This window comes from Nocardia sp. NPDC127579 (genome assembly GCF_042672005.1).
In the GTDB taxonomy this organism is placed as follows: Bacteria; Actinomycetota; Actinomycetes; order Mycobacteriales; family Mycobacteriaceae; genus Nocardia.
The window spans coordinates 160,217-184,963 of the sequence record NZ_JBHXVZ010000006.1 but is presented as its reverse complement, the minus strand read 5'-3'; the positions used below and the strand labels follow the sequence as shown (position 1 = coordinate 184,963).

At 68.1% G+C, this 24,747-nt stretch carries 30 protein-coding genes; 9 read left to right on the top strand and 21 right to left on the bottom strand.

Annotated features, from left to right (window positions below; genetic code table 11):
- Positions 1-88: 88 nt before the first annotated feature.
- On the bottom strand, positions 89-1,726 hold the full coding sequence (miaB, locus tag ACFVMC_RS21535; protein ID WP_379212784.1) for a tRNA (N6-isopentenyl adenosine(37)-C2)-methylthiotransferase MiaB: 1,638 nt from the start codon (positions 1,724-1,726) through the stop codon (positions 89-91).
- A gap of 34 nt (positions 1,727-1,760) precedes the next feature.
- On the opposite strand from miaB, the gene ACFVMC_RS21530 reads away from it, so the two are divergent.
- The 5 genes from ACFVMC_RS21530 to ACFVMC_RS21510 all read left to right on the top strand — a co-directional run bounded on the left by ACFVMC_RS21530 (position 1,761) and on the right by ACFVMC_RS21510 (position 6,606).
- Positions 1,761-3,089, top strand: coding sequence for a hypothetical protein (locus ACFVMC_RS21530; protein ID WP_379212782.1), 1,329 nt, complete (start codon positions 1,761-1,763; stop codon positions 3,087-3,089).
- A 248-nt stretch (positions 3,090-3,337) separates the two neighbouring features.
- Positions 3,338-4,066 carry an amino acid ABC transporter ATP-binding protein gene (locus ACFVMC_RS21525; protein ID WP_379213253.1) on the top strand — a complete coding sequence of 243 codons (729 nt, stop codon included), beginning with the start codon at positions 3,338-3,340 and terminating at the stop codon, positions 4,064-4,066.
- A gap of 33 nt (positions 4,067-4,099) precedes the next feature.
- Positions 4,100-4,933: a glutamate ABC transporter substrate-binding protein gene (locus ACFVMC_RS21520; protein WP_379212780.1), complete on the top strand. Its 834-nt coding sequence runs from the start codon at positions 4,100-4,102 to the stop codon at positions 4,931-4,933.
- 96 nt (positions 4,934-5,029) lie between these two features.
- Positions 5,030-5,701 carry an amino acid ABC transporter permease gene (locus ACFVMC_RS21515; RefSeq protein WP_379212778.1) on the top strand — a complete coding sequence of 224 codons (672 nt, stop codon included), beginning with the start codon at positions 5,030-5,032 and terminating at the stop codon, positions 5,699-5,701.
- Positions 5,698-6,606 (top strand): amino acid ABC transporter permease, encoded by a 909-nt coding sequence (locus ACFVMC_RS21510; protein ID WP_379212776.1) that lies wholly within the window; start codon positions 5,698-5,700, stop codon positions 6,604-6,606. Before ACFVMC_RS21515 ends, ACFVMC_RS21510 begins: the two co-directional genes overlap by 4 nt.
- A gap of 49 nt (positions 6,607-6,655) precedes the next feature.
- On the opposite strand, the gene ACFVMC_RS21505 is transcribed toward ACFVMC_RS21510, so the two are convergent.
- From ACFVMC_RS21505 to ACFVMC_RS21495, 3 genes are all read right to left on the bottom strand, one after another.
- Positions 6,656-7,879: a cytochrome P450 gene (locus ACFVMC_RS21505; protein ID WP_379212774.1), complete on the bottom strand. Its 1,224-nt coding sequence runs from the start codon at positions 7,877-7,879 to the stop codon at positions 6,656-6,658.
- A gap of 80 nt (positions 7,880-7,959) precedes the next feature.
- Complete coding sequence (locus tag ACFVMC_RS21500; protein ID WP_379212773.1) at positions 7,960-8,412, bottom strand: peroxiredoxin family protein; 453 nt, start codon at positions 8,410-8,412, stop codon at positions 7,960-7,962.
- Positions 8,413-8,422: 10 nt separating this feature from the next.
- A complete protein-coding gene (locus tag ACFVMC_RS21495) occupies positions 8,423-8,965 on the bottom strand; it encodes an RNA polymerase sigma factor (protein ID WP_379212771.1) in 543 nt (180 codons plus the stop codon).
- A 269-nt stretch (positions 8,966-9,234) separates the two neighbouring features.
- On the opposite strand from ACFVMC_RS21495, the gene ACFVMC_RS21490 reads away from it, so the two are divergent.
- Entirely contained in the window at positions 9,235-9,621 is a 387-nt protein-coding gene (locus ACFVMC_RS21490) for a hypothetical protein (RefSeq protein WP_379212769.1), read from the top strand.
- Between the two features lie 72 nt (positions 9,622-9,693).
- Here ACFVMC_RS21490 and recX read toward each other — a convergent pair whose 3' ends face one another.
- From recX to ACFVMC_RS21465, 5 genes are all read right to left on the bottom strand, one after another.
- Entirely contained in the window at positions 9,694-10,245 is a 552-nt protein-coding gene (gene recX / locus ACFVMC_RS21485; RefSeq protein ID WP_379212768.1) for a recombination regulator RecX, read from the bottom strand.
- Between the two features lie 350 nt (positions 10,246-10,595).
- Entirely contained in the window at positions 10,596-11,633 is a 1,038-nt protein-coding gene (gene recA, locus ACFVMC_RS21480) for a recombinase RecA (RefSeq protein ID WP_379212766.1), read from the bottom strand.
- 180 nt (positions 11,634-11,813) lie between these two features.
- Positions 11,814-12,266: a nuclear transport factor 2 family protein gene (locus tag ACFVMC_RS21475; RefSeq protein WP_379212765.1), complete on the bottom strand. Its 453-nt coding sequence runs from the start codon at positions 12,264-12,266 to the stop codon at positions 11,814-11,816.
- Positions 12,267-12,283: 17 nt separating this feature from the next.
- Positions 12,284-13,171 carry a pyridoxamine 5'-phosphate oxidase family protein gene (locus ACFVMC_RS21470; protein WP_379212763.1) on the bottom strand — a complete coding sequence of 296 codons (888 nt, stop codon included), beginning with the start codon at positions 13,169-13,171 and terminating at the stop codon, positions 12,284-12,286.
- Between the two features lie 22 nt (positions 13,172-13,193).
- Positions 13,194-13,643, bottom strand: coding sequence for a VOC family protein (locus ACFVMC_RS21465; protein WP_379212761.1), 450 nt, complete (start codon positions 13,641-13,643; stop codon positions 13,194-13,196).
- A gap of 153 nt (positions 13,644-13,796) precedes the next feature.
- On the opposite strand from ACFVMC_RS21465, the gene ACFVMC_RS21460 reads away from it, so the two are divergent.
- A complete protein-coding gene (locus ACFVMC_RS21460) occupies positions 13,797-14,309 on the top strand; it encodes a CGNR zinc finger domain-containing protein (RefSeq protein WP_379212759.1) in 513 nt (170 codons plus the stop codon).
- Here ACFVMC_RS21460 and ACFVMC_RS21455 read toward each other — a convergent pair.
- The 11 genes from ACFVMC_RS21455 to pgsA form a co-directional block, all read right to left on the bottom strand.
- Positions 14,306-15,538: a phosphotransferase gene (locus ACFVMC_RS21455; protein ID WP_379212758.1), complete on the bottom strand. Its 1,233-nt coding sequence runs from the start codon at positions 15,536-15,538 to the stop codon at positions 14,306-14,308. The two genes, ACFVMC_RS21460 and ACFVMC_RS21455, sit on opposite strands and share 4 nt — an antisense overlap.
- Positions 15,535-15,726 (bottom strand): DUF3046 domain-containing protein, encoded by a 192-nt coding sequence (locus tag ACFVMC_RS21450; RefSeq protein ID WP_379212756.1) that lies wholly within the window; start codon positions 15,724-15,726, stop codon positions 15,535-15,537. Before ACFVMC_RS21450 ends, ACFVMC_RS21455 begins: the two co-directional genes overlap by 4 nt.
- A 272-nt stretch (positions 15,727-15,998) precedes the next feature.
- On the bottom strand, positions 15,999-17,156 hold the full coding sequence (locus tag ACFVMC_RS21445; protein ID WP_379212754.1) for a glycosyltransferase: 1,158 nt from the start codon (positions 17,154-17,156) through the stop codon (positions 15,999-16,001).
- A 210-nt stretch (positions 17,157-17,366) separates the two neighbouring features.
- The gene (locus tag ACFVMC_RS21440) at positions 17,367-18,074 is read right to left on the bottom strand and encodes a PIG-L deacetylase family protein (RefSeq protein WP_379212752.1); all 708 of its coding nucleotides are present in this window, start codon (positions 18,072-18,074) and stop codon (positions 17,367-17,369) included.
- A gap of 31 nt (positions 18,075-18,105) precedes the next feature.
- Positions 18,106-18,282 (bottom strand): hypothetical protein, encoded by a 177-nt coding sequence (locus ACFVMC_RS21435; RefSeq protein WP_379212750.1) that lies wholly within the window; start codon positions 18,280-18,282, stop codon positions 18,106-18,108.
- A gap of 104 nt (positions 18,283-18,386) precedes the next feature.
- On the bottom strand, positions 18,387-18,872 hold the full coding sequence (locus ACFVMC_RS21430; RefSeq protein WP_379212748.1) for an MmpS family transport accessory protein: 486 nt from the start codon (positions 18,870-18,872) through the stop codon (positions 18,387-18,389).
- A 103-nt stretch (positions 18,873-18,975) separates the two neighbouring features.
- Complete coding sequence (locus tag ACFVMC_RS21425) at positions 18,976-19,875, bottom strand: hypothetical protein (protein ID WP_379212747.1); 900 nt, start codon at positions 19,873-19,875, stop codon at positions 18,976-18,978.
- 87 nt (positions 19,876-19,962) lie between these two features.
- Positions 19,963-20,781, bottom strand: coding sequence for a phage shock protein PspA (gene pspA / locus ACFVMC_RS21420; RefSeq protein ID WP_379212746.1), 819 nt, complete (start codon positions 20,779-20,781; stop codon positions 19,963-19,965).
- Positions 20,782-20,937: 156 nt separating this feature from the next.
- On the bottom strand, positions 20,938-21,357 hold the full coding sequence (locus tag ACFVMC_RS21415; protein WP_379212744.1) for a helix-turn-helix domain-containing protein: 420 nt from the start codon (positions 21,355-21,357) through the stop codon (positions 20,938-20,940).
- Positions 21,358-21,507: 150 nt separating this feature from the next.
- Entirely contained in the window at positions 21,508-22,011 is a 504-nt protein-coding gene (locus ACFVMC_RS21410; RefSeq protein ID WP_379212742.1) for a CinA family protein, read from the bottom strand.
- Entirely contained in the window at positions 22,008-22,646 is a 639-nt protein-coding gene (gene pgsA, locus ACFVMC_RS21405; RefSeq protein WP_379212740.1) for a CDP-diacylglycerol--glycerol-3-phosphate 3-phosphatidyltransferase, read from the bottom strand. The genes ACFVMC_RS21410 and pgsA overlap by 4 nt, the downstream gene beginning before the upstream one ends.
- 122 nt (positions 22,647-22,768) lie before the next feature.
- On the opposite strand from pgsA, the gene ACFVMC_RS21400 reads away from it, so the two are divergent.
- Both ACFVMC_RS21400 and ACFVMC_RS21395 read left to right on the top strand, forming a co-directional pair.
- Positions 22,769-23,335 (top strand): amino-acid N-acetyltransferase, encoded by a 567-nt coding sequence (locus ACFVMC_RS21400; RefSeq protein WP_379212738.1) that lies wholly within the window; start codon positions 22,769-22,771, stop codon positions 23,333-23,335.
- A 15-nt stretch (positions 23,336-23,350) separates the two neighbouring features.
- On the top strand, positions 23,351-23,638 hold the full coding sequence (locus ACFVMC_RS21395) for a YciI family protein (protein ID WP_379212736.1): 288 nt from the start codon (positions 23,351-23,353) through the stop codon (positions 23,636-23,638).
- 59 nt (positions 23,639-23,697) lie between these two features.
- Here ACFVMC_RS21395 and ACFVMC_RS21390 read toward each other — a convergent pair whose 3' ends face one another.
- On the bottom strand, positions 23,698-24,681 hold the full coding sequence (locus ACFVMC_RS21390) for a TerC family protein (RefSeq protein WP_379212734.1): 984 nt from the start codon (positions 24,679-24,681) through the stop codon (positions 23,698-23,700).
- Between the last annotated feature and the right edge of the window lie 66 nt (positions 24,682-24,747).

The following is a 24,747-nucleotide window of genomic DNA, read 5'->3' as shown; positions in this document are numbered from 1 at the left end:
CCGATCCTCGGATTCGCTGCCCATGTTCCCGGTGATACCACTCGCGAGCGTGATCAGCTACCACCAGCCCGGAAACAGGCACCCGCGATCAGCTACCGCAACCTGTCGCGCACCCCGACACCGCGACCGGCTCCGGCGCCGGCACGCCGATACGGGGCAGGCCGAGGCCGACGCCGATCGGGTCGGTCTTGGGCGTGATGCCCCGCTCGTGGGCATCACCCGCGCGGGTACGGCGATGCGACTTGATCGCCGAATCCGCGATCAAGTGGTGGGGGGCGGCGGCGGTGATGTCGACGGTGACGAGGTCGCCGGGGCGGATGGCACTGCCGTCGGGCCGGAAGTGGACCAGGCGGCCGTCGCGGGCGCGACCGCTCATCCGCGCGGTGGCGGCGTTCTTCTTGCCCGCGCCCTCGGCGACGAGCAGTTCCACCTCGGTGCCGATCAGGGCCTGGTTCGCGGCCAGCGACACCTCCTCCTGCACCGCGATCAGCCGGTCGTAGCGTTCCTGCACAACGGCTTTCGGCAGCTGGTCGGGCATGTCGGCGGCCGGGGTGCCGGGCCGGATGGAGTACTGGAAGGTGAACGCGCTGGTGAAACGGGCCTGCCGGACCACATCCAGGGTCTCCTGGAAGTCCTCCTCGGTCTCACCGGGGAAACCGACGATGATGTCGGTGGTGATGGCGGCGTGCGGCATGGCGGCACGCACCTTCTCGATGATCCCGAGGAACTTCGACTTGCGGTAGGAGCGCCGCATCGCCTTGAGCACCCGATCCGAGCCGGACTGCAACGGCATGTGCAGTTGCGGGCAGATATTGGGGGTCTCGGCCATGGCCTCGATGACGTCGTCGGTGAACTCGGCCGGATGCGGCGAGGTGAAGCGCACCCGCTCCAATCCGTCGATGGCGCCGCAGGCGCGCAGCAGCTTCGCGAACGCCGACCGGTCGCGCGGCTCGGACTCGTCGACGAAATTCACGCCGTAGGAATTCACGTTCTGACCGAGCAGCGTGACCTCGAGGACCCCCTGGTCGACCAGCGCCTGCACCTCGGCCAGCACATCGCCGGGACGTCGATCCACCTCTTTGCCGCGCAGCGACGGGACGATGCAGAACGTGCAGGTGTTGTTGCAGCCCACCGAGATCGACACCCAGCCCGCGTACGCGGATTCGCGCTTGGCCGGCAGCGTGGACGGGAACGCCTCCAGCGATTCCAGGATCTCGACCTGGGCCTGCTCGTTGTGCCGGGCGCGTTCCAGCAGCACCGGCAGCGATCCGATGTTGTGGGTGCCGAACACCACGTCCACCCACGGCGCCTTGCGCACCACGGTGTCGCGGTCCTTCTGGGCCAGGCAGCCGCCGACGGCGATCTGCATGCCGGGCCGACCGGCCTTGATCGGCGCGAGGTGACCCAGCGTGCCGTAGAGCTTGTTGTCGGCGTTCTCCCGGACCGCGCAGGTATTGAAGACGACGAGGTCGGCCGTCGCGCCGGGCGCGGCCTTCACATAGCCCGCATCCTCGAGCAGGCCGGACAAGCGCTCGGAATCGTGCACGTTCATCTGGCAACCGAAGGTGCGGACCTCGTAACTGCGCGTGTCTACGTTCGAATCCACCCATCCAGGGTACGGGGGTATGCAAACCGGACTTGCCGCCAGGCCACCGCGGCGGCACGGCACATTTTTCTGAGAAATCGGGCCGTTGTGCCGTCGGCGGAGGCACTCGTGCCGAACCATCGATGAGAGTTGTTCGCGAGCAGAGGTGTTCGGTATGGCCACAGTCGGGATATCTGTCGAACGGACCGTGGTGCGCGGGGTGGTCCTGCGTGGTGAACCTCCGGCTATCGTGTCGCGAGCCACCCGTACGCGCCGGCCGGGTGATCCGGCCGGACCGGTGATCATCGGCGTGCTCGACGAGTTCGCCGCCGAACCCGGCGTCCGGCTCGCCGATGTCGCGATCGTCTATCGATCCGTGAACGAGCGCCGCTCGATCCTCACCCAGCTGGCCACGAGTACGTGGGCGACGGCCTCGCTGGTATCGGATCGGACCGCGCTGGCGGCGCTGACCCGCGCCGAAGCCGGTTTCCACGCGTTCGGCACGGTGCTGGTCCTGGAGGTGCTCGACGGACACACCTCCTACGTCTGCCTCGGGCCCGATCGCGACACCCTCTCGGCCGACTCGTGGGCGTTCGGTTCGGTCGACTCCGACGCCGCCGCGGCGATCCTGCCGGTGTTGCACGCGGTCGCCACCCCGCCCGACGCCGTGGTGCTGTGCGGTGCCGGCGCGGGCGATCCCGGCCTGACCACCGCGCTGCGCCGCGGCCTCGCGTCGTCGATCACGCTGATCCCCTATCACGCGGACGCAGCGTCCCGGGGCGCGGCATTGGTTGCCGCCGAACAGCTTCGGCGACTGGCGCCGGCGGCGCCGCCCGATCCGCGGCGAGCGCGCCGGCTCCTGGCCGCGGCGGTTGCCACGACGGTGCTGGGTACCGGAGCCTTGGCACTGAGCGCGCTGCGGGACGAGTCGTCCCCCGATACCACGAGCGCACTCACCACAGTGCCCGTGCCGCCGACCACAGCGACGTCCGGTCGGGCGCCCGAGGCGCGAGTCCCGGACTCGGTGCCGCAGCCACCCGCAAACCTGCCGCGCGCCGACCAGGAACTCCCCGCACCCCAGCCGGGCCCTGGCCAGCAATTCCCGACACCTCACCCGAACCCGGGCCAGCAACTCCCCACACCCCAGCCCGGCCCTGACCAGCAGCTCCCGACACCTCACCCGAACCCCGGCCAGCAACCCCCCACACCCCAACCTGGCACCGGCCAGCAGTCACCCGCTGATCTGCCGGATTCCGGCGCGGAACGACCTGCTGAACCACCGGATTCCGATCCGCCCCGAACCCCGTCGCAGACACCGGAACCAACCGAACCCGAACCCACCCCCGACGCTCCCCCACCTCGCACGACGGTCGGCGCGCCCGACGGCAACTGGCTCTTCCCCGGCGAATCACCACCACCCCCGTGGAACGCCGACCCGGAGCTCATCCGCGCATGGTGGGCCAACCACTGGCTGCTCAAAGAACAGTGGCTGCATGGCGGCTGACTCACCGAAACTCGCAGGTCGGGTTGTTACATCTGTGTGACGGACCGGCGTGTTTTCACGGCATGTCGCTGAAATCGGGGCAAAAGAACGTTTTCCCCTTAAGGTCTTGGACCATGACCGACGCCGCTGCCGCGCCCGACACAAACGGGGACGCTTCAAACGGGGACGATGGCGCTACCACCTCCGCGCCGCCGACGCTGACCAAGGACGCCTCGCCCACGGAGCCGGGGGCCGCCAGCGGCCCGCCGATGATCTCCATGAAGGCGGTGGACAAGCACTTCGGTGACCTGCACGTCCTCAAGGACATCAACCTCGAGGTACCCAAGGGACAGGTCGTGATCGTGCTCGGGCCCTCCGGCTCGGGCAAGTCGACACTGTGCCGCACCATCAACCGCCTCGAACCGATCGACTCCGGCGCCATCGCCATCGACGGCGTACCGCTGCCCGCCGAAGGCAAGGCGCTGGCGGCCCTGCGCGCGGACGTCGGCATGGTGTTCCAGTCGTTCAACCTGTTCGCGCACAAGACCATTCTCGAGAACGTCATGCTCGCGCCGATCAAGGTGCGCAAGATCAAGAAGGACGCGGCCCGCACCCGCGCCATGGAACTGCTGGAGCGGGTCGGCATCGCCAACCAGGCCGACAAGTACCCCGCCCAGCTCTCGGGCGGTCAGCAGCAGCGTGTGGCGATCGCCCGCGCGCTGGCCATGAACCCCAAGGTGATGCTGTTCGACGAGCCCACCTCGGCGCTGGACCCGGAAATGGTCAACGAGGTGCTCGATGTGATGGTGTCGCTGGCCAAGGAGGGGATGACCATGCTGGTCGTCACCCACGAGATGGGCTTCGCGCGCCGCGCCGGCAACCGGGTGCTGTTCATGGCCGACGGCGAAGTGGTCGAGGACGCCACGCCGGATGTCTTCTTCACTGCCCCGAAATCCGAGCGCGCCAAGGATTTCCTCGGCAAGATCTTGAGCCACTGACCCATCTCGAAAACAAAGAGAGTTAGGAACCCGATGAGGATCACCCGTGCACTTCGTTTCGGTGTCGGGGCGCTCGCCCTGGCGCTGGCCGCCTCCGCCTGCGGCGGCAGCGACGAGAAGTCCGCTCTGGACAACGCCAAGGACGGCAAGCTGACCGTCGGCATCAAGTACGACCAGCCCGGCCTCGGCCTGCGCAACAAGGACGGCTCGTTCTCGGGCTTCGACGTCGAGGTCGCCAAGTACGTGGCGGGCAAGCTCGGTGTGAAGCCGGAAAGCATCACCTTCAAGGAGTCGCCGACCCCGCAGCGTGAGTCGCTGATCGAGAACGGCCAGGTCGACTTCATCGTCGCCACCTACTCGATCACCGACAAGCGCAAGGACAAGGTCGACTTCGCGGGCCCGTACTACGTCGCCGGACAGTCCCTGCTGGTGAAGTCCGAGAACACCGACATCACCGGCCCGGAGTCGCTGACCGGCAACAAGAAGCTGTGCTCGGTGAAGGGTTCCACTCCGGCGCAGAACGTCAAGGAGAAGTACGCCAAGGACGTTCAGCTGCAGGAGTTCGACACCTACTCGCTGTGTGTCGAGGCGCTGCTCAACGGTTCGGTCGACGCACTGACCACCGATGACATCATCCTCGCCGGTTTCGCCGCCCAGTCGCCGGGCAAGCTGAAGGTCGTCGGTAAGAGCTTCACCACCGAGAACTACGGCATCGGATTGAAGAAGGGCGACAAGGAACTTCGCGACAAGGTCAACGACGCCATCGAAGCCATGATCGCCGACGGTTCCTGGGACAAGGCCCTGGCCTCGACGGTCGGTGCCTCCGGCTTCCAGGCCGCTTCGAAGCCGACGGTCAACCGTTACTGAGTTCTCCCCCGCGGGTGGTTCGGGCGATCCTCGAACCACCCGCGTCCAGTTCCAACCGATTAGCAAATCCACATCCGATCGGAGGGCCGCGCCCACGTGTTCGACCTGATCTCGCGGTACGACACCAAGATCCTGGAAGCCTTCTGGGTGACCATCAAGCTGACCTTCTTCGCCGGGGTCGGCGCGCTGGTCCTGGGCACCATCGTCGCCGCCATGCGCGTGTCCCCCGTGCCGATCGCGCGCGCGGTCGGAACCGCCTACGTCACTGTTTTCCGCAATACTCCGCTGACGCTGATTCTCGTGTTCTGTTCGCTGGGCCTGTATTCCACGCTCGGCTGGACACTGGGCACCGATGTCATCACCGACATCAACTACCGGTGGGCCATCATCGGCTTGGCGATCTACACCGGTGCCTTCGTTTGTGAATCGCTGCGCTCAGGCATCAACACCGTCTCCCTCGGCCAGTCCGAGGCGGGCCGCTCGCTCGGCCTGACTTTCGGCCAGAACCTGCGATTCATTGTGCTACCACAGGCTTTCCGCTCCGTCATTGCTCCGCTGGGCAGCGTGCTCATCGCTTTGACGAAGAACTCCACGGTCGCCGCGGTGATCGGCGTCTCCGAAGCCGCGCTGCTCATGTACGAAATGCTGGAGATCGAGGCCGCACTGATCGCCATCGGCGCTATCTTCGCACTCGGCTTCGTGGTGCTGACCCTGCCGATGGGCCTGCTGTTCGGCTGGCTCGCCAAGCGATTCGAGGTGGCCCGATGACCAAGCGCGCTTCCGTCCTGTTCGACGCGCCCGGCCCGAAGGCGCAGGTCCGGTACCTCGTCTATTCGGTCGTCGTGGTCGCAGCCGTGCTCGCGGCGGCAATCTGGGTGTTCCTCAAGTTCCAGGAGAAAGGTCAGTTCACCGCTGCCAAGTGGAAGCCTTTCACCGACGCCGAAGTCTGGGAGACGTATCTGCTTCCCGGTGTCCGCGGCACCCTCGTCGCCGCGGCGCTGGCCATCGTGCTCGCCCTGATCGTCGGTATGATCTTCGGCATCCTGCGGCTCTCCGACCACCGTGTGATGCGGGGCTTCGCGGGCACGATCGTAGAGGTGGCGCGCTCCATTCCGGTGCTGATCCTGATGATCTTCTTGTACGCGGTCTTCTCCGAATACAAGGTGTTCGACTCCGATCAGCGCACGCTGGCCGCAGTGGTGTCGGCGCTTGTCATCTACAACGGGTCGGTCATCGCCGAGATCGTGCGCGCGGGCATCCGGTCGCTGCCCAGGGGACAGTCCGAGGCCGCCGTCGCGCTGGGTATGCGCAAGAACCAACTGATGCGGCTGGTGCTGCTACCTCAGGCGATCACCGCCATGCTGCCCGCCCTGGTATCGCAGATGGTGGTGGCGCTGAAGGATACGGCGCTGGGCTACCTGATCCTCTACACCGAACTGGTGCGCTCCGGCTTCCAGATGGGCGCAGCGCTCCAGAACACTATTCCGGCACTGCTGGTGGTGGGTGTGATCATGATCTTCTTCAACAGCATGCTGACGCTACTGGCCACGAAGCTCGAGACCCGGCTGCGGACCCGGTCGAAGAAGGGAACGGCGGTTGTCGCCGCGGATTCGGTTCTCACCGAAGCCGCACCGGGCGTGGATATCAGCACAGTGGATATCGGCAAGAACTGATCGATCCGCCCTTCAGCCCCTGCCGAATCCGGCAGGGGCTGAACGGTTTTCAGGGGTTCGGGCGGACCGGGAGGTCGGCCAGGCCGCGGAACAGGATGCTGTGCTGCCAGTCCGGGGTGTAGGCCGGGTCCGCGAAATCGAGGGTGGGGAAACGGGTCAGTAGGGCGGAGAAGGCGATCTCGGCTTCCATGCGGGCCAGTGGGGCGCCGACGCAGAAGTGGATGCCGTGGCCGAAGGCCAGGTGGCCGGAGGCATTGGCGGTGACGTCGAGCGTGTCGGGGGTGGCGAAGCGGGCCGGGTCGCGGTTGGCGGCCGACAGCGCCACGTATACCAATTCGCCTGCGGGAATGGTGATCTCGCCGATCTGGACCGGCTCGGCGGTGAACCGGATGGTGGACCAGCCCACCGGGCCCTCGTGACGCAGGAACTCCTCGACGGCCGCCGGGATACCCGAGGGGTCGGCGCGCAGGGCGTCCCACTGGGCGCGGTCGCGCAGCAGGTGGTAGATACCGTTGGCGAGCAGGTTGACCGTCGTCTCGTGGCCGGCGACCAGCAGCAGGAACGACATCGCGACCAGCTCCTGCTCTTCGAGGCGGTCACCGTCGTCGGCGGGCTGTATCAGCCCCGACAGCAGATCCTCCTCGGGCGCACCGCGTTTGGCCGCGATCAGCTCGGTCAGGTACTTCGCCATGGCCAGGGTGGCCGCGGCGCGGTCCTCGAGCGTGTCGACCGCGCCGACCAGCACCCTGGTCCAGGCTTGGAAGTCGGTGCGATCCTCGAACGGCACACCGAGCAGTTCGCAGATCACCGTGACCGGCAGCGGATTCGCGAACGCCTGTAGCAGGTCGACCTCGTCGTGCTCGGCCATCTCGTCGAGCAGCGCGGCGGTGATCGCCTCGATGCGCGGACGCAGCGCCGCCACCCGGCGTGGCGTGAACGCCTTGGTGACGAGTTTGCGCAACCGGGTGTGATCGGGCGGGTCGCTGTTGAGCATGTGCGAGTTGAGCGCCTGCGACGACTCGTTGGTGAGTATCTCGGCATCCTTGCGCCGGAACAGCTCGTACATGTCCGTGACGTTCTTACGCAGCCGTGGATCCGCCAGCGCCGCCCGGCCCTCCGCGTACCCGATGATCACCCAGGACGCGACACCGCTCGCGAGCCGCACACGGTGCACCGGCCCGTCCTGACGCCAGCGTTCGTAGTACCGGTGCGGATCCGCATAGAAGTCGCTGTCCACACTCTTGACCGGTTCGTCGAATCCGATCTCGCCCATGCCGCCCTCACTTCGCCGTGCCCCGCCCGCTGTCGTTCGCCACGCTACCGAAACCGTTGGCGCACCGCCGTTTTCGCAGATCAGGCCGCGTCGACCAGCGCTTCGACAGCGGCGTCGATCCCTTTCCGGTCGTATGCCGCGGCGGGCAGGGTCGCGCCGTGCGCGTGCCGGACCACACCATCCGGCCCGACCAGAACGGTGCCCGACTGCTGCATCGAACCGAACATCTTGCGGGTCAACCCGATCGACTCGTGCGGGCTGCCGGCGGGGCCGACCAGGACCGGGAACGGTATGCCGCGCTCGGCCTTCCAGGCGACCGCGGTGGCACGGTCTTCGGGTACCACGACGGCGATATCTATCCCGCTACCGGCGAAGTGGTCGCGCCGGGCGACGAGATCGCGCACGTGCCGGTTGCACAGCGGGCAGGAGGTCGAGCGCATGAAATAGAGCAGGACGCTACCGGCGCGCTCCCAGGGGCGACCGGCGGTGTCTTCGAGTTCGATGCGGGGCAGGCGGGTTCCGGAGGTGAGCATTGTTCTTCTTTCAGGAAGTGGGGAGGCTGGTGCGGACCGCGGTGCGAGCGCGATGCAGCTGCGATTTCATGGCCGCGACGCTCAGGCCGAGCGCGTCGGCGGTGGAGCGGCCGGAGTAGCCGAGCACATCGCGCATGATCAGCACCCGGCGCTGTACCGCGGGCAGGTCGACGATCGCCTGGGTGAGCTGGTCGGCGTCCAGGCGGCGCAGTGCTTCCTCCTCGGCGGAGGCGACCAGGTCGACCGGATCGAACTCCGGCGGGTCGAGGACGGCTCGGGCCCGGCGCAGGCATTCGTTGCGCACGATCCGGAACATCCACGAGGCGATCGCGCCGGTGGCGCGCAGCGTTCCGATCTTGCGGTACAGGATGATCAGGGCTTCCTGCGCGGCGTCCTCGGCATCGTCGGAGGAGGCGCACAGATGGAAGGCGAAGCGCCGCACATGCGGGTGCGCCCCGTGCACGACGGCGGCGATCGCCTCGGGGTCCCCGCGTTGCGCCGCGGCCACCAGCCGTGCCCCGGCCCAGTCAGGTCTCGCATTTCGAACAGTCACGACCATTAGAGGGTGCCCGATGCCGAAAGGGTTCGCACACCGCCGAAATTTCTCGGCGGCCGAACCCCCGGGACAGTCCGGGACAGCCCGGGACCACCGACGCCCGCAACGGACCGGACCGCGCCCGGTCGAACGCGCCATCCGCCTCGGACGTGAGCGGGTGCGATTGTCGGACCCAACCGGGCGCAGCTGTCGGACCCAACCGGATGCGGCCGGGCGCGCCCGAGCGTCCATAGCGCTCGGAGTGCGTGCGACGTAAGGTCCAGCGCATGGGAACGTCTCCGGCACTCCGAGTCCTGGTGATCGGCCTCGACCCGCAGCGGGTGCCCGGCCCCTGGGATCCGGCCCCGGTAGCCGACGCCATCGCGGCGGGGCTCGACCGATTCGCGGAAAACGGTGTCGGCGTCCACACCTGCCTGTTCGGTCTCGACGGCAGCGACGACATCCCCGCGCTGTTGACCAGCGCCCTGCGCAGTCATCCTTGGGAGTGCGTCATTGTCGGCGGTGGCCTCCGCACCGACGCGGACCTACTCCCCCTCTTCGAGCAGACCATCAACCTCATCCGCCGCCACGCACCGGCCGCCGCCATCGCCTTCAACACCACCCCGTCCAACACCTACGACGCCGCCGCCCGCTGGCTCGATACCCCCGCATAGCCCGTCGTCCACGGAAGAGTTATCAGGGCATCCGATCTTGAAAGACCCCGATTCGACTACCGTCGACGGGCATTATTCGTCGTTGGCGGCCAGTTCGGCTTTGACAATGGTGAAGGCGAGAGACTGGGGGTAACCCCGGCGGGCGAGCATGGCCGTCAGGCGGCGCAGGCGTTTGTCGTGATCCAGTGTCGCCGGGAGGGTGCGGAGTTTGCGGCGGACGAGTTCGGTGGCGCGGACCGATTCGTCGTCGGTGGTGATGGCGTCCAGGGCCGCGGCGGCGTCCGAGTGAGCGACGCCCTTGCGGCGAAGTTCTTGGGCGAGGGCGTGTTTGCCTTTGCCGGAGAAGGTGTGGCGGGAATGCACCCACTGTTCGGCGAAGGCGGCGTCATCGATCAGGCCGACCTCGGCGAGACGATCCAGTGCCTGATCGCTGATCTCCGGGGTGTAGCCCTTGGCCGCCAGCCGCTGCACCAGTTCGGCACGACTGCGAGCGCGGACGGCGAGCAGGCGAAGACACGCCTCTTTTGCCTGCTCGACCGTCCCGCCCTGCGGGGTGCGGTCTTTGCGGGGCCGACCGGAATCGGCGTCCGCGGCGGAACCGCTCCCATCGGATCCGGCCGCCACCGGATCCGCGCTGTGATTATTCCTGGTCCGGCGTGCGCGCTTCGATTCGGTATCCCCGAAAGGGGTATCCGAAGCGCGCGACCGGCGTGTACGCGCCGGTCGGGCCGGGGGCGTGAACCCGGTCGAGCGCGCCCGCTGCGGATCGGGATCGCTCGACCGGGTCCCCGCGGAGTCCGGCGCGGCGCTACCACCTGCGGCCGACCGGACTGGTTCGGGTTCCCGTGCACTCGACGGGGTTTCGACACCGAGCTGGGCCAGCCGCCGCCGCATCTCCGCGACGGGATCGGCCGACCGATCGCGCTTCGGCCCCTGCGGGCCTGACGCTGCTGTGCCCATACTCGGCGCCCGGCTCAGAAGTCCGCGGGAGCGTCGGCTTCGGCCGTGAGATCGGCGCCGATACCGAGCTTCTCCTTGATCTTCTTCTCGACCTCGTCGCGGATGTCGGTGTTCTCCAGCAGGAACTTGCGGGCGTTCTCCTTACCCTGGCCGAGCTGGTCGCCCTCGTAGGTGTACCAGGAGCCGGACTTGCGAATGAACCCGTGCTCGACACCCATATCGATGAGCGAGCCCTCCTTGGAAATGCCGAAGCCGTAGAGGATGTCGAATTCGGCCTGCTTGAACGGCGGCGAGACCTTGTTCTTCACGACCTTGACGCGAGTGCGGTTACCGACCGCGTCGGTGCCGTCCTTGAGGGTTTCGATACGGCGCACATCCAGACGCACCGACGCGTAGAACTTCAGCGCTTTACCACCGGTGGTGGTCTCCGGCGAACCGAACATGACGCCGATCTTCTCGCGCAGCTGGTTGATGAAGATGGCGGTGGTGCCGGAGTTGTTGAGCGCCGAGGTCATCTTGCGGAGCGCCTGGCTCATCAGGCGGGCCTGGAGGCCGACGTGGCTGTCGCCCATTTCGCCCTCGATTTCGGCGCGCGGCACCAGGGCGGCGACCGAGTCGATGACGATGATGTCGATAGCGCCGGAACGCACCAGCATGTCGGCGATTTCGAGCGCCTGCTCACCGGTGTCCGGCTGGGAGACCAGCAGCGCGTCGGTGTCGACGCCGAGCTTGCGGGCGTAGTCGGGATCGAGCGCGTGCTCGGCGTCGATGAACGCGGCGACGCCGCCGGCGGCCTGGGCATTGGCCACCGCGTGCAGGGCGACCGTCGTCTTACCCGAGGATTCCGGACCGTAGATCTCGACGATGCGGCCACGCGGCAGACCGCCGATGCCCAGGGCCACGTCGAGCGCGATGGAGCCGGTGGGGATCACCGAGATGGGCTGGCGAGCTTCCTCGCCCAGGCGCATGACCGCACCCTTGCCGAAGCTCTTCTCCACCTGGGCAAGTGCCAGCTCGAGGGCCTTGTCGCGGTCGTACGCCTGTGGTGCCATGTCCTGATCCCCTTTTCCAATGGGTGCGTCGTTGCTTGGTTGGCGCCCACATTAGAGGGCGGCACCGACAAGTTCTGAAGGACAGATTAGACGAACACCTGTTCGAGTCAAGCGACGCGCCCCGCGACACACCCCGCGACTTCCGACACGCGGCAACCCGCACGCAAAGCCCCCGGACGGCTACCACTGCGGCAGCGGGACATCATCCTCCTCGGGCGGGCGGGGGCCGAAGATGCGGCGGTCGGCCTCCTCGATCCGGACGTCGTTGATGCTCGCCTCGCGCCGCGACATCAGGCCCTCCGGCGTGAACTCCCACTGCTCGTTGCCGTAGCTGCGCCACCACTGCCCGGCCTCGTCGTGCCATTCGTACTGGAAGCGCACGGCGATCCGATTGCTTTCGAAGGCCCACAGGTCCTTGCGCAGCGCGTAGCCGTTCTCGGTGGCCCATTTGCGGGTCAGGAAGTCGACGATGGCGTCTCGGCCGGTGAAGAACTCGTCGCGATTGCGCCACACCGAATCCGCGGTGTAGGCGGCGGCGACACGTTCGGGATCCCGGGTGTTCCAGGCGTTTTCGGCCGCGCGCACCTTGGCGCGCGCCGAGTCCAGGTCGAACGGGGGCAGAGGTGGTCGCATGAGCGTGTCCTTCCTGTCTATTCCACCGGCGGGTTGACCGGTGACAATTCCGGCGAACCCCACCGCAGGGGTCCGCGAGATTCGACCACGCCGGTGACGGTGAAGTCGATCGAGCACTGCGATCCGCGGGCGAATGTGCCCGAATCCCAGTTCAGTTCGGCGGTACCGGTGAGTTGCAGCACCGTCCCGGTACTCCAATCCGGGATGAGCAGCCCGCAGCGCGGGTCGACCGCCAGATTGCCCAGGGTCATGAACATCGAGTTGCCCTGGTAGTCGGGCCAGCGCAGTCGCGTCGCCGAGAGCACCTGGACGAAGCCGGGATTGCCGCCGCGATGCGAGGCATCGACATTGCCCGCGGCGTCGGCGGAGGCGACGAAGAAGGTGTCGGCGGCCGCGATCGCCGCCTGCTGCGCCGGGTCGAGTTCGGCGGTGCGCGAGCCGTACCGCACGGCGGACGGATCGTAGGACTCGATTCGCCTGCGCGCGATGTACTTCGGGCAATTGGAATACACCTGGTCGGTCGCGATCCGCAGACCGCCGTCGACGGGCGCGGATCGGCCGTTGAGCCGCATGCGGCGACGGCGCTGCGGCTCCAGGGCGATCACGCCGATCCGGGCGGGAGCCCGCAGCGCGGCGCGCAACGGATCCCCCGGCGCGAATTCGGCGTCGACACAGAGGGTTTCGTCGTCGACTGCGCGCACGAAGCCGGGTGGGCCCGCGAGCTGGCCGGCCCACACCCGCCCCTGCGGGTCCGCCGCACCGAGCACGATCATCGGCTGCGCGACGAGGAAATCCGCCGCCACCGCGGGAATCTCGGCGCGGATCATGCGGCCCACCCGCTCGGCGATTCGATCCTGCCCTGTGCGGCGCTGTACGGCGAGCTCGCCGGAGTGGAAGGGCGACATGGCATTACCTCCGGTCGTGGGTTCAGAAGAAGCCGCAGGTCGGCGCGGCGCCGCTGGGGGCGGGCGCGCCTTCGGCACCCGACGGCGCGTAGATCTCGAGCCGGATGCCGTCCGGATCGGCGAAGAAGATGCCGCCGGAGGACGCGCCCTCACCGTGCGCGACCACACCGTCGTGCGCGAAGCTCACCTCCAGTTCGCGCAGCCCGGCTTCGATGGCCCGCACCTGCTCGATGCTGTCGACCTGGAACGACAGGTGGTGCAGGCCGGGCGTGGCGGTGGAGAACGCGCCGGCGGACTGCTGCCACAGCGTGACCAGCAGCTTGCCCCCGACGCCGAGGAAGGCCCAGCGCTGTTCCGCGTCGGCACTGACCCCGAGCTGCTCGAAACCCAGTGCGCGCCGGTAGAACTCGACGGAGCGGTCCAGGTCGGAGACGTTGAGCCCGACGTGGCCGGTGGCGAGTTGCACGGTCATGGAAGGTCCTCCAGAGTCGATGTAACCATTATTTTCAGTTGAACGGTTAGAACCTAACCCTGGCCGTCTACTCCGTCAACCAGTAAAATCATTTTCAATAGTTAGTCGATGGCCGCTACCGCGCAACCCAGAAGGAGCCCGCTAATCTCAGGCATGCTCGATCCACGCCCCCACCTCGGTGAACCGCTCGCGCTGGACCTGCTCAACACCAGGTGGATGGACAACGGACCCCGGGACCTGCTCATCGACCGGGCAGGTCTGGAAATCTGGCTGTCCACGGCCGGAATCGACGCCACCGCCGACGAACGCACCCTCGAAGCGGTACTCGCCGCCCGCAGTGCCGTCTACGACTCCGTACAGCACACCGACCACGCCGCCCTCAACGCGATCCTCGAGCACGGCCGCATCCGCCGACAACTCACCGACGCCGGACCGACCGGCATCCCCGATGTCGCCGACAGCGCCTGGCTGCCCGGCTGGCTCGCTGCCGACAACCTGCTGCACCTGCTCGAACGTGCGCCGGACCGAATCCGGCAGTGCGCGCACCCGGACTGCGTGCTGTTCTTCTTCGACACCTCCAAGAACGGCACCCGCCGCTGGCACTCCATGGCGACCTGCGGGAACCGCACGAAAGCGGCCCGCCACTATTCGGCGCGAAAGAACTAGAAGAGCTCGTCGAGCAGTCGGTAATAGTCCAGACGGCGCTGATCCGGCGAGTCCAGGCCGTAAGCGGTCCAGAAAGCGGCCACCGCTTCGGGACCGAAGTCATCGCCCAGATCGCGGACGGCCAGCGCCAGATCCCGGTAGGGATCCGCCACTCCGAGCGCACCGACATCGAGCAGAATCGCGCCCTCGAGCACATTGGCCGGAGTGAAATCCCCGTGCGTGACAACGAGATCCGATTCCTGGGGCCGCTGCTCGTGCAGCCGGGCCAGGATCCGCTCGGGTGTGCTGCCCTGATTGTCGGCGTCGAAATCCTCCGGATCGACCAGCCCCTCGCACACCGCACGGCGCGCCTGCGCAAGCGTGGTCGCGAGGCGGCCGTCGAACGGGCACTCCTGCACCGGGATGCCGTGCAGTCGGCGCAGCAGCGCGCCCATGGTCGCGCCGACGGTCGCGGGCACGGCAGCACGGGCCAGGCTGGCCACTCCCGCATCGGCGAGCAACAGGACATCGGAGTCGAAGGCCGCGATCTCCGGCAACCGGATACCCCTGCCGCGCAACCAGATCAGCCGATCGTGCTCGGCGGCTGCGCGCGGCCCGCGCTTCATCCAGTAGACGCCGTTGACGAAAGCCACACCGCCGCTCAGCCCTTCGTGCTCGACGGAGAACGTGGGCGCGTCCCCGAGCAGCGACGCGATGGCGGGCGGCAGCGGAATCGGCGACTGATCCAGGGTTTCCAGGGCGACGCGAGTCGACTCGATCAGCTCGGAGTCACCCTCGGCGATGCGCAGCTGCTGTGCTTCGGCGAGCAGCGCACGTGCCTCGTCCAGCCGTCCCTGCTCGGCCAGTGCCTTGCCCAGATGCTGCACCGCGAACGACAGCAGCTCCGGGGCGGGCGCGCACTCGCGAGAGGCTTCCACCGCCCGCCGGTACAGCCGCTCGGCGGTGCCGAGATCGCCCTGATACCGGTAGACATCGCCGAGATTCAGCCACACCGAGATCCGGCGTTGCCCAGGTGAGCCCAATCCGTCGGAGGCGTCGGCGTCGGCCAGTTCCAGCGCTCGATCCAGATGATCCAGCGCCTCCTCGAAACGCCCGAGCAGCATCAACTCGATCCCGGTCTGCCGGAACCCGGCGAAATCCCGCGGCGCGGCCGCCGCCACCCGCGCCGTCAAGCCCGCGCGGTCCACGGGGATCATTCCCTGCCGCTCGTCGAACCGTGACGCCGTCACCAGCGCACTTTCGGCACATCGAACTCGGCGCACAGCGCCCGCCACACCTCGCGCGGGTCCACCCCCGCCTCGATCGCGTCCGCGCCGGTCCGCCCCAGCCCGGGTATCACGTGATCACGCAGCAGAACATCACCGCGCGCCGTCCCGAACTCGGTATGCAACAGTTCCTGGAACTCAGTCAACCGCACCGTGTTCAAGATACTCGCGCGCGGTGCGCCGCCCCACTCCGCCTGGTCTACCGCGGTAACTCCGGCAGGCACCGGTCGGCGGCTCGGTCCACCGGCGGCAACATCACACGCCCGGCGGGCAGCGGACGAGCCCCTTCCGAGCCAGCGGCAACTTCACGCACACCCCGCGAGCGAAGGACGAGCCCCTTCCGAACCGACGACAACTCCACGCACACCCCGCAGGCAGCGGACAAGTGGCTGCCGAGCCGGTGGAAAGCGCGTGGATCTGCCACTCAAAGGCGGGCCTGCCGCGCCCGGTGGCACAGCTCGACCGGATCCTGCACCTCCGCCGATGTCATCGCGGCGGCCTCAGCGGCGGCCGTGTAGCGCGGATGATCGAGCATGGACTGCACGGCGTCCCGGATCGCGGGCGCGCTCAATGGGCGGACGAGGATCGAACTGCCCTGGCGGACAGCCCGATTGGCGAGCTCCCACTGGTCGCCGCCGCCGGGGACCGTGACGATCGGGACACCGGCGAGCAGGGATTTGGCAAGGAGCCCGTGGCCGCCGCCACCGATGCAGACCGCCGCCCGGGCGAGCAGGTCGTCCTGGCGGCCGAGTCCGGCGGTAGCCCAGTCAGGCAGATCGGCGGGCGGTGTGTCCAGCATCGAAATCGCTACGCGCACACCGGTTCCGTCGAGTGCTTGCAACACCGTGTCGACCATGCCCGCGACACCGGTGTGCGCCGTGGACGGCGCGACCATCACCAACGGCCCATCTCCCGGCGGCGGGGACAGAATCGCCTCGGTGGGCTCCCACAGCAGCGGCCCGATGACGTGCGCGTTGTCCGGCCAGTCCGGTCGCGGCACCTCCAGCGCCGGCAGGGTAGCCAGCAAACGCAGGACCGGGCCGGGATCGGTAGCGGGCAGCCCCACGCCGGCCCGGGCCTGTTCTCGCTGCCGCAGACCGTTGCGCACAGCGCGCGCGGACAGCCCGCGCAGCAGGTTGTCCCGGACGCGCCCGCGCAGCCCCGTCCCGACCGCGAGGCCGCTTCCGATGGGCGGCAACGCCTTCGACGGGAGATACAGCGGATGCGGGGAGAGTTCGACCCACGGCACGCCGAGCCGTTCGGCCGCCATCCCGCCGCCCGCCGTGAGCACATCCGATACCACCAGTTCGGGCAGCATCGCGCTCAGATCCGGCATGATCTCGGTCGAGATGTGCGCGGCGCGTTCATGAATCCGCCGCCCCGCGTCGCCGTCGTTCTCCCCCGCCCGCGGCGCCAGCCCCTTGAGCTTGCGCACCGGGATTCCGGCGTCCCGGGCCGCGTCGAACCACCGCGGCCCGGTGAACAGTACCGGCTCGTCTCCGGCGTCCAGCAACCGCTCACACAGCGCCAGCGCCGGAAACGCATGCCCGGGATCCGGCCCGGCAACAACGGCTACACGCATGGCGCTCACCTTCCCATACCCGGGTTTCCCCGCGATCAACGTGGTCCACGCGATCCGCCCTCGGCCGACCGCTCGGTTCACACCGCGACGCGCGTGACCACACCGCACCTCATCGCTTCACACAGCCGATCGGGTGCGCGGGGTCGCACACTGCGCTGTGAGGTTGCCGTGAAGCCGGAGGTCGGCTTCCGGGACGGTGCACTTGTGCGGTCAGCTGAAGTGATAGAGCTCGAAGCCGACCGCGTGGGTGGCGGGGAAGTCCTCGATCGGGCCGGTGGCGCGATCGACGATGAAGCGGACCTGGTCCTCGACCGGTTCGGTACTCAGGATCTCCAGATAGCGGCGGTGCGCGGCGAGTGAGGCGGTGGCCCGGTCGAGATGGTCGCCGACGTCGACCGCGTGGGTGACCGTCGGACCGGCGACAGCGGCCCAGCGCGCCGACCATACGGGTTGATCCGCCAGCTCGGGGAAGATCCACTCGTTGCCGGCGTCGGAGATGGCGTCGAGTCCGGCGCGGCCGACCGCACGGTGATCGGCGCTGTTGGCGAAGCCCGGCGCCCAGGTGTCACCGAAGTTGAACAGCACCACCATTTCCGGCTGGTGACGGCGGATGGCGGCGGCCAGATCGCGGCGCAGTTCCAAGCTCTCCCGCACGCGACCGTCGGGGTGGCCGAGGAATTCGACCTGGTGCACCCCGACGATCTCGGCCGCCGCGATCTCCTCGGCTTCGCGCAGCGGCCCCGCCGTGGCGGGCGGGACGCCCGCCAGCCCGGCCTCACCGCTGGTGACCAGCACGTATCGAATGTCCTTGCCCTGGCTGGTCCAGCGGGCTACCGCGGCGGCCGCGCCGTATTCGATGTCGTCGGGGTGCGCCACGATGACGAGGCCGCGCTGCCAATCCTCCGGAATCTGCTCCACGGGAATCTATTCAAGCACTTCGGTCGTCCGGTCAGACCTTGTCGATGCTCGACTTGGTCTCCGCGCCGGTGACCGCCTTGTACAGCAGGTACAGACCGAATACGACGGCGCTGATCATCAGGATCGGGAACAGACCCTTCAGGAGAGCTCCGATGACCATGAACGCGATCCAGACGAGCGCGACCACACCGATGATCTTCCACAGCATTGCTGCCTCCACATGTCTCGAAAAACAACTCGTGCTCTTCGAGCCTGACAGTTCCGAGCCGGGAAATCACCAGGTCAGCAGCGATATCGGTGAAAGATCGGGGTTCACCCTGAGGTCTTACCGGGTGCGGTTGCGGTGCAGTTCACCACCGCGTACAGCCCGTGCGCGGTCTGTTCGGCGACCGTGCGCCCGTTCACGCTGATCCGGCAGGTGATGTCCCCGACCCCGTTGCGCTGCGCGTTCAGGGCGAGTGCGAGGGTCGGGCTGAGTATGCGTTTACGCCACGGCAGCGGCGTGGCCACCTCGGTGCGCAGCAGATTGTCGCCGCCGACATAGGCCACGCTGTGCGCGGATCCGGTGCTGGCGGTGACCTCGTAGGTGACCGTCCCCGCCGCCGACAGCGGTTCCTGCTCGACCAGCGCGATCGGCGCGGTCTCGGGCGCGGCGACCACCGCCAGCACCACTGTCACCACGCCCAGCACCGTCAGCAAGCTTGCCGCGACCAAGGCGGCCCGCAGCGGGCCACGCCGCCGCTCCGGCGTAGCTTCCGCCGGTAGCTGCCCGGGCCACCGCTGATTCGAACCAACCACGACCGAACGATATGTGTCCGATTCGCCCGGTCCGGGCCGCTCGCCGAAACGTTGGAGCTTCGACGATCAGGCCGTCGCGCCGATATGCGAACTCACAAATCGGTCAGACCGGCGGACGTTGGATCCGCACGGTCGGATCGATCCACTGCCCCGGGAACGCACCCGCGCCCAGCGGCCGGTCGGCGACCTCGGTCAGCGCCTGCGCCCAGCCGTCGAGCCGATCGGCGGCGTGCCGCAGATCGGCCACGATGGTATCGAATTGATGCGCTACGACCAGGGTTTCGGGCACCGCGAGCACACCGCCCGCGGCCGCGACCACCTGTTCGTACTCCGCGACGCCGGCCTCCAGGCGGGTGAGCGCGAGGCCGACATTGCCGCGCAGCGCGTTCGCTGCCTCCGGCCCGACCGCGACCAGCGCGCGCTCCATCTGCACGATGTCGACCGCCAGCGCGTGCAGCGCCTCGGCACCGGAGGCGGCCGTCTCGACCATCTCCGCGAACTCGTCCTGGGGCAGGCGGCTGGAACGGCCGATCGCGGCGGTCAGGCCGTGCATGGCGCGCTCGGCTTGGGCCAGGCGCGCGATCGCCGGGCGAGCGGCCGAACCGAGCGGTGGCTGCTTGCGCGGCACATAGGCGGCCAGTGGCAGTGGTGCGCCGCGCAGCCGCAGATAGCGGCGAGTGGACAGGGCGGCCCCGGTGACCAGCGCGACCGCGACACCGCCCAGGAAGACCACGGCGCCGATCGGCGCCGAGATGACCGCGAGCCCCACGGTGCCCGCGGTGGTCAATCCGGACGCGGTGCCGAGCTGGAAGCTGGCGCGGCGCGCCCGACGGCGCTTACGGAGTTCCCGTTCGCGCGGGTCGGCCCATTTGCGGACCGCGGACAGCGCGGTCTCGCCCACCTCACGCAGCGAATCGGGCAGATTCGCGGGCGGACCGCCGAATCCCGGATTCACGACCGGCAACCGTGCTCCGGACTGCGGGTGAATTCGCTTGCGGCTCATACTGTTCCCTCGGCACCGCGCCGCGGCGGACGAACCGGCTCCGGCGAAACCTTCATCGACTGAATCCCTAGCGCGTCGACCGAACCCTTACGCCTGACCCTTCTCGTATCGCACCTCGGTCTGCGCGGGCTGCGGTTGCGCGGGCTTGATGGCCTGCTGATCGCCACCGGCGGGCAGGGACTCGCCGCGCATGGAGGCGCGGATCTGCTCCAGCTTGCTGTGCCCGGCCATCTGGATGCTGGCCTGCTGGACCTCGAGCATGCGGCCCTGCACCGAATTCTGTGCCAGCTCGGCCGAACCCAGCGCGTTGGCGTAGCGGCGCTCGATCTTGTCGCGGACGGCGTCCAGGCTGGGGGTGTTGCCGGGCGCGGACAGTGTCGAATCCATCTGCTGCAGCGAAGCGCTGACCTGCTCCTGCATCTTGGCCTGCTCGAGCTGGCTGAGCAGCTTGGTGCGCTCGGCGACCTTCTGCTGCAACATCATCGCGTTCTGCTCGACGGCCTTCTTGGCCTGCGCGGCGGCCTGCAGCGACTGGTCGTGCAGCACCTTCAGATCCTCCACCGACTGCTCGGCGGTGACCAGCTGCGCGGCGAAAGCCTCTGCGGCGTTGGTGTATTGGATCGCCTTCTCGGTGTCGCCCGCGTTGCTCGCCTGGTCGGCCAGCATGACGGCCTGGCGCGCGTTGGCGTTGAGCTTCTCGACCTCGTCCAGCTGCCGGTTCAGCTTCATCTCGAGCTGGCGCTGGTTGCCGATGACGGACGCGGCCTGCTGCGAGAGGGCCTGATGCTGGCGCTGTGCTTCCTCGATAGCCTGCTGGATCTGGACCTTCGGATCCGCGTGCTCCTCGATCTTCGAGTCGAAGAGGGCCATCAGGTACTTCCAGGCCTTGACGAACGGATTAGCCATCGATTGATCCCGCCTCCATGTGCTCCTACCGCGGCCCGCGGTAGTCGGTGCGCGACCGTCACGCACCCGTCTGTGCCTATCCTCCACCATATGCCGCTCGGACCGGGCGAACCCGGCCCGAGTGCGCACCTATTGCACGGAAAACTTATCCGCTTCTCAGTTGCTCTTCACCAGGATCAACATCTCGGACTTGGGCGCCGGGATGACGATGCGAGTGTCCTCGGCGATCCGGGCGGCCGACATGGTCGCGGTGGCGGGTTCGCCCTCGCCGGCCGGCGTGGTCACCGGCTCGGTGCGTTCTTCGCTCGCGGGCACGGGCTCGGCCGGGGTCGCGATACCGTCCGCGCCCGCCATGAGGGTGCTCACATCCCAGAGCACCCGCGACAGCGGCACATCCAGGGCGGCGCAGATGGCGGCCAGCAGCTCACTGGAGGCTTCCTTACGACCGCGCTCGACCTCGGACAGGTAGCCCAGGCTCACCCGGGCCGAGGTGGACACCTCACGCAATGTCCGATGCTGGGCCAGGCGTGCACGCCGCAGACTGTCCCCGATCGCCTCTCGAAGCAGCGTCATCACGTTCTCCTTCGCTCCCAGTATGCGGCGGACCGGCATGTTCCCGGCCGACCGCTCCAACGGACCCGCACGGCAACTCCGGCGCCGGACGCGCACCCGTTCTTTCTGGCACAACGTCGGACGCTGCCCGATGAGTTCCCGCGCTTTCCGAACTCACCGAGTTCGGTCCGCGCGGACGCATCGGAGCAATTCCCGCACCGCGATGTCGGTCGCGGCGATTCTGATCGTCCACCGGTCGCCCTGGAGTTGCAACCGGATCACCTCGCTGTGCCACGGACTGGACACGCCGAGGAACACCGTGCCGACCGGGTGACCGTCCTGTGAGTCGGGTCCGGCGACGCCGGTCAGCCCACAGCCCCAGGTGGCATCACACCTGGTCCGGGCGCCGACGGCGAGCTGCTCGGCGGTGCGCGCGGCGACCGGGCCGTCGGTGCGCAGCAGATCGGCGTCGACGCCGGCGAGGGTGTGCTTCAGCTCGGTGGCGTAGACGATCAAGCCGCCGCGCAGCGCGGCGCTGGCGCCGGGCACACCGGCGATGGCGGCGGAAAGCAGGCCCGCGGTGAGCGATTCGGCGGTGGCGACGGTCTGCTCGCGCAGCACCAGCTCCCGGACGAGATCGGCGGCCGGTACCGCGGCGGTCAGCGGATCCGCACTCATCGGCCGGTGTGCGCGCCGGCGAACCAGACCCGGGCGGCCTGACCGACATAGTCGAGCCCCGTGAGCACCGTCAGCGCGACGGCCACATACATCAGACCCATGCCCACGGTGACGAAACCACCCGACAGCGGCAGCAGCAGCACCGCGATCGCCAGGGACTGGACCAGTGTCTTCAGCTTTCCGCCGCGCCCGGCCGGGATCACACCGCGCCGCACCACGACCAGCCGCAGCAGCGTCACCCCGATCTCACGGCCACAGATGACCGAGGTGATCCACCACGGCAGATCACCGAGCGCCGACAGCCCGATCAGGGCCGCGCCGATCAGGGCCTTGTCCGCGATGGGATCGGCGAGCTTGCCGAAATCGGTCACCAATCCGTATTTGCGCGCCAGTTGCCCGTCGAATCGGTCGGTGATGGCGGCGATACCGAAGAGCGCGGCCGCGGCGATCCGCCACCCGGTGTGGTGACCGCCCGCGGTGAACAGCGCCAGGACGAACACGGGCACGATCGCGATCCGGAACATGGTCAGCACGTTCGCGATGTTCAGCAGCGGCACGTCCGATTCGGCGGGCGCGACCAGCGGGCGCGCCGAGTCCCCCCACTGCCGATCGATTTCCTCCGGTTGCACACTCACCCCTCCGCCCCGGATCTATGGGCATACCCCGGCCACACGCGGGCAGCGCGAGACGAGCGGGGCGAGGGGATGTGCGGCACACGGTCAGCCTATCGGTAACCGACCCGACTACTGTGCACCCCATGACCTCTCGGGGACCACAGGGTGGTTCGACCAGCGACGCCTATCCGGGCGCGTCCGTGGATGCGCAGCCTGCCGTGCCGGTGGTGCGACGCGCCCGAACCTCCGACGTCCCCGAGATCAAACGCCTGGTCGATGTCTACGCGGGCAAGATCCTGTTGGAGAAGAACCTGGTCACGCTGTACGAGGCGGTTCAGGAGTTCTGGGTCGCCGAGGTCGGCGGACGGGTGGTCGGCTGCGGCGCGCTGCATGTGCTGTGGGCCGATCTGGGCGAGGTCCGTACGGTCGCGGTGCACCCCGATGTGAAGGGGCAGGGGGTCGGGCGGCTGCTCGTGGAGCGGCTGGTCGCCGTGGCCCGGCAGCTGGAGCTGCGCAGGCTGTTCGTCCTCACCTTCGAGGTGGACTTCTTCACCCGGCACGGTTTCGCCGAGATCGACGGCACCCCGGTGACCGCCGAGGTCTACGCCGAGATGTGCCGGTCCTACGACACCGGTGTGGCCGAGTTCCTCGACCTCAGCTATGTGAAACCGAACACGCTGGGCAACACCCGCATGTTGCTCACCCTCTGAGAGAAAGAGATCCCTGTGCCGACCTTCGCCGTCCACTACACCTACTCCGAGGCCACCGTGCCCGGTCGGGACATGCACCGCCCGGAGCATCGGGCCTGGCTCGCGGATCTGGCCGAGGCCGGGGTGATGCTGAGCAGCGGACCCTACGGTGACGGTTCGGGCGCGCTGCTGCTGTTCCGCGCCGAGAGCGCCGACGCGCTGCGCGAACTGCTGGCCAAGGATCCGTTCGCACGCGAGAGCCTGGTCGAGGAGATCCGGGTGGTCGAGTGGACCCCGACCATCGGCGAGCGATTCGGCGCCTGACACACCGGAAACCCGCACACCGCTTCGATTCTCGAAGGGTGTGCGGGTTTTCTCGTTCGCTAGCCGGATTTCGCCGCGCCGCGGGTCTTGGCGAGGCTGGCCAGCGTCGCCACGACCAGGATGCCGAGGATGACGCCGAGCGAGATCGGGGTCGAGATCTCCGGCACCGTGACGTGCTCGCCGCCGTTGATGAACGGCAGCGTGTTCTCGTGCAGCGCGTGCAGCACCAGTTTCACGCCGATGAACGCGAGGATCGCGGCCAGGCCGTGTGACAGGTAGACCAGGCGGTCCAGGAGTCCGCCGATCAGGAAGTACAGCTGGCGCAGGCCCATCAGAGCAAACGCGTTGGCGGTGAACACCAGGTACGGCTGCTCGGTGAGACCGTAGATCGCCGGAATCGAATCGAGCGCGAAGAGCAGGTCGGCGAAGCCGATGGCCAGCAGTGCCAGCAGCAGCGGAGTGACCGTGCGGCGGCCATCGATGCGGGTCACCAGCTTGTCGCCGTCGTACTGATCGGTGGTGGGCAGGAACCGCTTGGCCAGCCGGACGATGCGGCTGTCGCGCTTCTCCTCCGCCTCCACCTCGTGCCCGCTCTCCTTGAGCAGCTTGATCGCGGTGTAGACGAGGAACGCGCCGAACAGATAGAACACCCAGCTGAAGGCGCTGATCGCGGCGGCGCCGACGGCGATGAAGGCGCCGCGCATGACCAGCGCCAGCACGATGCCGATGAGCAGCACCTTCTGCTGGTAGATCCGCGGCACCGCGAAGGTGGACATGATGATGAGGAAGACGAACAGGTTGTCCACCGAGAGCGCTTTCTCGGTGACGAAGCCCGCGTAGTACTCCCCGGCGTAGGTGCCGCCCCACTGCCAGGCGACGAAGCCGCCGAAGAGCAGGGCGATGCCGATGTACACCGCGGACCAGAACCCGGATTCGCGGAAGGTCGGCTCGTGCGGGGTGCGGACATGGGCGAAGAAGTCGAAGACGAAGAGCCCGAGAATCACCAGGACGGTGATCCCCCAGGTCAAGGCGGTCACGTGCATACGGTGGCCCGAACGGCGTGGAATCTCATGATGTCCATATTGCCCGATTTGTCCATTTCTGTCCGC